General features: G+C 45.8%; 1 protein-coding gene. It reads right to left on the reverse strand.

Annotation, left to right across the window (positions count from 1 at the left end; all coding sequences use genetic code 11):
- A partial coding sequence (locus L6R21_28320; GenBank protein MCK6563108.1) for a UDP-N-acetylglucosamine 4,6-dehydratase (inverting) occupies window positions 1-101 on the reverse strand: 101 nt, incomplete at its 3' end.
- Between the last annotated feature and the right edge of the window lie 408 nt (window positions 102-509).

Consider the following 509-nt stretch of genomic DNA (forward strand, 5'->3'; position numbering starts at 1 on the left):
AGCTTCTTCGGCCGGTATTTTTGCAGCGCAATCTCGACGAATTTCTTGCCGAACGAGCCGGTGCCGCCGGTGAGCAGAACGTTTTTGTCACTCCAGTTCATGTCGCCTCTCACAGTGGAATGAATAGGCCATAAGACACTCAATGCCAGAATCAAATTCCAACTTTCTTGAACAGGAACGAACAGAGCAAGCAGAGAAGAGAATCTCTGTTATCTCGGTTTGCTCCTGTTCAAGCTCTTATGCGGATTAGTACTACAACGTCAAGTATACACTGTCTTCTTTAAAAGGCCGGCTTGCCCTCGTTGGGGCTATTTGTCTGTGCAAGAGAATTCAACGTGACGTTGTAGTAATAGGTACAATTTTCAAGAGAACTGCTTTTCGACAGGATGACAGGATTTACAGGATTTCAGAGAAATCATGTTGATTCTGCTATCGTGTTAAGGATCAAGGCTGCCGGGAAGCTGCGCCAGTTTTCAGTTTGTCTGAAATCTGGCGCAGCTTTTTCAGTC

Source organism: bacterium (genome assembly GCA_023150945.1).
Taxonomy (GTDB): domain Bacteria; phylum Zhuqueibacterota; class Zhuqueibacteria; order Zhuqueibacterales; family Zhuqueibacteraceae; genus Coneutiohabitans.